The organism is Bradyrhizobium sp. INPA03-11B, assembly GCF_040446015.1.
GTDB classification, from domain to species: domain Bacteria; phylum Pseudomonadota; class Alphaproteobacteria; order Rhizobiales; family Xanthobacteraceae; genus Bradyrhizobium; species Bradyrhizobium macuxiense_A.
Genome location: NZ_JASGSR010000214.1, coordinates 1 through 7,288, shown reverse-complemented (window position 1 = coordinate 7,288; position 7,288 = coordinate 1). Strand labels below are relative to the sequence as shown.

The window sequence follows — 7,288 nt, the reverse complement described above, 5'->3', positions numbered from 1 at the left end:
GGTCGGTGCAGTTCGCGCTAGATAGCGCATCGCCTCGGCGCGCTCTTCGCCCCACGTGCTGGTGGGCAATTCCAGGTAACGCGAAAGCAGGGCGGTCGCTTCGTCGCTTCTGTTCGCCCACATATAGTCCCGACCGAGCCAGAAGCAGATCTGCGCATCGTCAGGATCCTCTCGATGAGCAGCTTCCATGAGAGGCAGATATTGTTGCCGCGTGTCCTTTGAATGATCCTGCACCTCGCACATGACGATATCGAGGCACTCTCTGGTGATTTCTTCGCCGGAATAGGTGAGAGCCTCATGAACCGGCCGCTTGAATCGATAACCCCAGCGATGGTGGAAATTCTTCGTTGGCCAACCGCGCAAGATCGTTGGATCGTCGGGATGCGTCCGGTAGACGGTGCGGCAGAAGAGGGCAGTCGTATCCGGTGCCCACGCGGCCTCGAGCTTCTCCCGCCATCCCGGTTCGAGGTATCGATCCATATCCATCGAACAGCAAATTTCAACGTCGGATGGAATGAGCGCCATCGCTGCATTTCGAGCGACGTCGAAACGCCAAGGTCGAACCGCAATGCGGTGAACGATCACTCCTGCACGCTCCAGCCGCTCGACCGTGTCATCACTGCTGCCGGTATCAGCCACAATTCGATAGTCAGCGTCGGCCGCCGAGTTCGCCCAGCGCTCGGCATGCGCGGCTTCGTTCAACGCAATAGTGTAGACGGCAACCTTCAAGCTAACTCCTGAGCAAATCGCCGGACTGATGCAGAGCGTTTGACGGCTGATGGTTCACGCTGCTCATATCAAGCTGGATCCGCCCCGCTTGCGGATGGCAACGAGTCCGCCCATCAGCCTGGCTCTGGCCAACTCATAGTGGCTGTCGAAAAAAAGAATCTCCGCAAATTGGTGAGCAAGGTTGGCCACGCCAAAGGGATCCAGCGAGCGGACTTCGCCGAGCTGCTTCATCTCGCGAAGCAGTGTCTTGGTTAGCGTAATTCTGGCCGGATCCTCGCCCGGCGGCTGCCAATCCAGATCTTCGATGAAATACCAGCCACCGTCGGCCAACAAGGGAAACAATTCAACCAAGGTCTGCTGTTCGTCGAGCGAGGCGTGGCTGCCATCATCGATGATGACGTCAAAAGTGTCATGTTTGAGCCGGGTGGCCAGGGCGCGCAGCTGCTCTCGATTGGATTGATCACAGACCTCGGACCTGAACCGCTCATTGTTGAGCGCCGAGAAGTCGGTCAGATCAACGCCGATGACCTGACCGAACGGGAAGAAGCTTTGCCACAGGGCGACCGACGGGACTTCCGTCTGCTTGCCCTCCGCGAGACCTCGGCAAAGACCGATCTCCATGATCCGGCGCAACGAAAAACGCCTGCTCGATAACAGGCGCTGATAAATCCGCGCGTAGCCGTGCCGGTTGCCGGTATGCCGGTTCTTGTCGGTATTGAAGCAGTCTGCCAAATCCGCCAGAGCAAGCGGGCCATCGTCGGATTTCGTCAGCCACGCGATCAGGGAGCCGGGATTTTCCGCGCGACTTTGATTGCGTGCGGTCCACAGATGCAAGCCGAATATGCGGTCGTCATGGAGGTAACTTGCCAGCTCCGTCGCCGGTCGCTGAAAGACATCGACCTCCGTCCAATCGATCGAGTTGAAGAACACGGGACTGAAGACGCTGGCGCGCAGTTCCTGGCCATCGGGGGAGGCGATGTAGTCGGACAGCAATTTGGGTCCGATATCTCCGAACATGATCGGGGCTGTTTCGTACAAGCAGTTGATGGAGCGCTCGTACAGTGCGCGCAAGTGACGACTGAACGGCTTTGCATAAATCACATTGCCGCAGACAAAATGTCCGCGGTGTCCACCGCGCCACTGCAGATTGAAGAAGTAGTCGCCGATAAACGGGAATGGCTTGAGCAGGATGACGTCGGCGTCCATCCAGAGGCCGCCGTACTCGTAAAGCAATGCGTAACGAAATATGTCGCTAAAGAAGCGAACTTCCGATCGTTGCGCGGCTCGATCGAACAGCGCCTTTGGGACGATATCCGACGCATCCCCGATCGAGATGCCGCGCGCCGCAAGGAACGCGAGCTTATGAGCCGAATAGGTCCAGATGCGAACTGCATGCCCGGCGGAGCGCATCGACGAAGTTGCCGCGATCAGCGTTTGGTGCTGATCCGACATCGGTTCGTAAAACAGGTTGATCTGCGGCAGCGGCCCTGACGCGTCTCCGAGCAGCGGAGCAATTCGCTGATCGAAGTCTCTGGCCGAGCCGAGACGTGTTTCGATCGAATCGGCTTGGCGAAGGAAGGGAGCAAAACTCCAGAAGAAATCATCGGTTGATTGGGCCTCGATGGGGCCATCCTTCTCGATCGGGATTGGCGCAATGAGGTAGTTCTGGATGCCGGAATAGCGTTGGTAGCTCCCGATCGTGCGGTATCCGTGCTGATCGCACCAGTTCTCGAAAGCTGCGCTGGCGGAGTCCCATATCTCTATGAATATGGTCGGGCGCCAACGCTTGATCGTCTCCCGTAATCCTTCCAGTATCTCGAATTCCATCCCCTCGGCGTCGAGCTTTATGAACTCGACCGGCTCATCGAACAGAACTGAATCGCCCGGAATTGCGTTGACCTCGCCGAGTGGGTCAGCGAAGAAGCAGGTGTGTCCAAGATTGTCGGGGTCAGGAGTTTCCTTGCGCAATTTCCCAGGTTTCGCGCCGAGCGCGGTGCCGAGGTGATTGATGTCGACATTGCGGCAGCCGTTCAGGCTGCAGTTCGCCTTCAGGATCGACGCGGCGACATCATTGGGTTCGAAGACGATTATCCTTGGAGCGTTGGTGAACTTCGATATGTACACCGCGTGATTGCCGACGTTCGCTCCAATGTCGACGAAGACTCCGGTCCCCCGATAGTGACTCGAAATTAGCTCAAGCTCTTCGGTCTCGTAGAATTGCCCGCGCTGGTGAAACTTCATGATCGCGTCGGACGGATTGGTCACGACAAACCGGACCGGCTGCCCCATCACCACGGACTCGACAACACGATCAACCGGCATGGGTGGGCGGTCGCGGGTGCGGCCATCCCAGATGTTGTTCGTCGGCTCCAGCACTCGACGGATATCGCAAGCTTCGACGGTCGCGATCCACGCTTCGGAGTCGGCAACGCTGAAGGACACCACAAGCCGCCGCTGGTCCGGATGCCACGCGAGCCCGGCTGCGAATTCGACGCCTTTCCGGTTGAAATAGAACGGGCAGCTGACCGCCGCCATATGGTTGGAACGATCGAAACGGACGAATCGGTGAAAGTAGAAGCGCCCGCGTTCGGCCGGGCGCCACTGCACCTCATGGATCAAGGCGAGCCAGCCATCATCAAACGGAACCAGTTGCGATCCGCCGCGAAAGCGCGCCGCCGAGATCGGCGGATCGTGCTCCTGCAGCGTTTTGCCTTCGGCGTTTACAAGGCGAGTGGGATCGCAGAGATAGAGAAAGTTCAGGTCGTCTCCGGCGACCTGTGGCATCCAGTTCTTTTCATCTCGTTTTGGACCGTCGGCCTCAAGTTTTCGCCACTCGACCAAACGACAGCGGCCGCTCTCGTCCTCCTGCAGGCGGGCCAATACCTGTTCGCACCAGCCTTCCGGCGTGAACTCGCGGATACAGGCGCTGCTCCACAGGGCGCCGCGCCAGGCGAACAGCCGCATGTCCTCGAAGCCCTGGACCGCAGGGAAGGCCCGCGCAGGCAAATCGCTTGGAGTCAGGATTTCGCCGCTGGAACGGACTGACAGATCGTCGTCAAGGTGGAGGAGGAAGTTGCGGGTTTTGATCGGCTCCTCGTTCGATGTCTCATACTGGAGACCATCTTCCGTCATGACGTAGTTGACGGTTCTCTGCGCGACAAGGATCTGATCCCCCAATCGCGTCACCGACGGATTCAGCGCGACGTAGCCGTCAGGCGCGGAGAAGTCGATGCGCTTCGACTGGAACGAAGGCAGCACGGCGTGTGCCGGCGGCGCATAGAAATGCAGATTTGACCACGCCAGTTCGCGCGGCGCGTCGGCAATCTCCCGATTGAGCGCGAGATAGTTGCACGCTGCGAAGCCGCGGCGTTTTCGCTCCGAGTCCGCTGCGTAGTTTGCGGCTATCGAATATTCCTCCAGCAGTCCGGTCCTGTAGACATAGTCCTCGACGAACAGGATGTCCGACCTCGGATATCCAATTGTCAGCCCGTACTCGGCGAACAGCGCGGCCGCGTGGTTCTGTCCTTTATCCCGGTAAAACCTTGCGAGATCGTAGATCGGCTCTGCGCGTTGCGGACGCTGGTTGAACGCCTGGAGGGCCTTGCTGACAAATCCACCTTCGTCGCCGAGGCTGCGCAGGCAGCGGGCCTGTTGCAGACGCGCCATCCAGGCTTCTTCATCCCAACCGCCCATGTCGGCGCGTATGGCATATGCATCGGCAGCTTCGGCGGCACGGCCGGCGTCACGAAGGGATTGCGCGAGGTAGAACCAGTAACGGGCGTTCTTCGGGTCCTTCTCGAGCGCCGCTTTCAGCAGACGGATGTCGCGCTCGAATTTGTCGACGCGATTGGATCCGCTGGCATGGTCGATATACGACACACCACTCAGTTCTTCGACGCCGCCAGGTACGTCGATATATTCATGCGTGACGCCGTGATAGCGTGCGCCGGCGTCGCGGCGAACGATGCGCGTATTCGAATAGCTCAGACCACCTGACGTCGATTGCCGCAAGCGATAGCCGGGGCCGGTCAGTTTGCTGCGGAAATCCGCGTCCTCGACAACCAGCTCCATGTCCGCGTCGTCGAACAGCAGGTAATCGTAATCGAGCGACGACGCGTAGGCGTGATCCAGAGCCGCATTGCGGGCCTGCTCGAAATTGTGAAACGGAAAGCTGTGCAACTCGCCGGGAATCTGCCGTTCGGCGAAGAAGCGCTTGACGAATTCCTGCGTGCCGTCGGTCGAGCCGGTATCTCCGATCACCCAGCAGCTGATGTGTTTTGCGACGGAATTGAGACAGCGTTGCAGATTTGCCATCTCGTTCTTGACGATCATGTTCAGGCAAAGCCGCTTGGAGTCTGACACTGCGCGAACTCTATGATTTGCGGTTAATCCCTGCGCCAGGCCGGCGAAATAGGCCGGTCCGATCGAGACGGACGAGCAATCTTCGTCCGCATCCCCCGATATTTTCACATTAATCCAAATTCGCCGAAGGAGGAGCGCAAAGGTCCTTTACGGTGAATCGCGCGGGTTGACGAGGTGGTACCGTATTTTTTCGGGAGTTCCCTCTTGCGCGCATTAATTAAAAATCTCTTGCAGCCCTTGTTCTAATCCGCTTTAAATTGGCTGCTTTCGGAAGGCTTGCCTTTCGTGGTTAATTTTTAATGATGTCAATTGCTATTGAGATTTGAGACCAACGCAGCTGCCGGTGCTGCTTGGAGTGGGGTTTTTCACACTGACGATTTTGCTCCGGCGTTTTGGCTCGGAGAGATCGCTCATAGCGTATCGAGTTATTGCATGTCGAATGATTGCGCCGGTAAGCCGAAGGTTTCTCCGAAACGCGAGCATGTCCGACCGCCGATCACGGCTACCGGTGTCGATTCATATGCCGGTGTACTCTCCGCGATCGGCCTTCACGAAATCCTGGTGGCCGGGAACCTGCCGCGCGGGCAGACGACGGGAAACATCACGTATTTCATCATCGATCGCAGCAGCAAGGCGATCGTGTCGCAGGTTACGCTTCCCGACGCATCGAACCAGTTCAACCGCGTCGAGATCCGGCTCAAGGTTGCGCGCCTGTCCGGCGCCTACGACATCGGCACATTTCAATCTAACGGCGAGTTCAAACCCGCCGAATTTCTTGCAGTACGAAGCGATTTAGACACTCCGCCGTCGGGTGGAGCAAGCGGACACGCCGCCTGAGCTTTTTGCCGGGCGGCTTCTTTTTTTGGATTTCGGGCCGAACGCCAACAGCGCGCGGCCCAACATTTGTTTTTGACGAAAGGACCAGGCCGATGGGCGGCAAGTCTGAATTTCTTTTTGTCGATTCATTCATTCCGGATCTCAGCACGCTGCTGCAGCACGTGCGGCCCGAGGTCCAGGCCATCGTGCTCGATCACCGCCGGCCTGCCGCACAGCAGATGGCCGAAGCGCTCGAGGGGATCGAGGGGCTCGATGCCATCCACATCGTCGCGCACGGCGCACCAGGGCGGGTTTGCTTCACGAGTGGCGAGTGGTCGGTTGAGACGATCGGGCGCGATGCGGAGCATCTGGCGACGATCGGTGCAAAGCTGCGCGAAGATGGCGATCTGCGGCTGTGGAGCTGCGAAACCGGGCGCGGTGTGGCCGGCGAAGACTTCATCGAAGCACTTGTAGGCAGCGTAGGCGCCTACGTAAGCGCAGCAAGCGGAAAGATTGGCGCTGAGGCCGGAGGCGGAACCTGGGAGCTCACGTCGCGTGGGCGTACCCGGGCTATCGCTGCTCCTCTTCGCGCCGAAGGTCTCTCGGCGTACGCGGGCGTGCTTGCAACGTATGATCTGACTTTTACCGGCACGATTGCTCAAAATAATGGGTCGGAGACCATAAACACATTTTTTGTGGTCGATACGACAACCGGCACAATCGTTGGTAGCTTCAATCTACCCAACAGGGTTCCTACTGGCTTTACGAATTTTTCTGAAGCTGTCATTGTTTCCAGCAATACCGACACTTACGCGATTTACTTGAACGGCGTGAACAGCTCCGCAGTCGCGACGTACAACGCGGGCACGAATACCTTCACCTCCGGATCCGGTAACGGCGATACCTTCAGCGGCGCCTCGATTCCAAGTAATCAAGGAGCGACTGGTGCCACGGGCTCCACCGGCTCGACGGGCGCAACCGGAGCCACAGGTGCGACCGGCGCCACGGGTGCCAGCGGCGCGACGGGATCAACCGGAGCCACAGGTGCGACTGGTGCCACCGGCGCCAGCGGCGCGACAGGCGCAAGCGGAGCCACAGGTGCGACCGGCGCCACGGGTGCAACGGGCGCGACAGGCGCAACCGGGGCTACGGGTGCGACCGGAGCCACGGGCGCCAGCGGCGCAACGGGCGCAACCGGGGCCACAGGTGCGACCGGCGCCACGGGCAACACCGGCGCGACCGGCGCAACGGGCGCCACCGGCGCAACTGGCGCCACGGGAACGACAGGTGCGACCGGCGCCACCGGTGCGACGGGCACCACCGGCGCAACCGGAGCCACGGGCGCGACCGGCGCAACTGGCGCCACAGGAACGACAGGTGC

General features: G+C 59.5%; 4 protein-coding genes. 2 read left to right on the top strand and 2 right to left on the bottom strand.

The genetic code is table 11. The annotated features are described in order from the left end of the window. Positions 1-729 (bottom strand): glycosyltransferase (locus QMZ05_RS39790; RefSeq protein WP_353705722.1); only part of this gene is annotated, 729 nt, incomplete at its 3' end. A 63-nt stretch (positions 730-792) separates the two neighbouring features. Next, positions 793-5,091 (bottom strand): FkbM family methyltransferase, encoded by a 4,299-nt coding sequence (locus QMZ05_RS39785; protein ID WP_353705721.1) that lies wholly within the window; start codon positions 5,089-5,091, stop codon positions 793-795. Between the two features lie 432 nt (positions 5,092-5,523). On the opposite strand from QMZ05_RS39785, the gene QMZ05_RS39780 reads away from it, so the two are divergent. Together QMZ05_RS39780 and QMZ05_RS39775 are read left to right on the top strand one after the other, a co-directional pair. Beyond that, positions 5,524-5,928: a hypothetical protein gene (locus QMZ05_RS39780; RefSeq protein WP_353705720.1), complete on the top strand. Its 405-nt coding sequence runs from the start codon at positions 5,524-5,526 to the stop codon at positions 5,926-5,928. Positions 5,929-6,020: 92 nt separating this feature from the next. Next, positions 6,021-7,288: DUF4347 domain-containing protein (locus tag QMZ05_RS39775; RefSeq protein WP_353705719.1), on the top strand; the 1,268-nt coding region annotated here is incomplete at its 3' end.

Excerpts from the sequence above, each read along its gene's own strand:
- QMZ05_RS39780 (WP_353705720.1), top strand. The coding sequence starts at position 5,524 with ATGTCGAATGATTGCGCCGGTAAGCCGAAGGTTTCTCCGAAACGCGAG.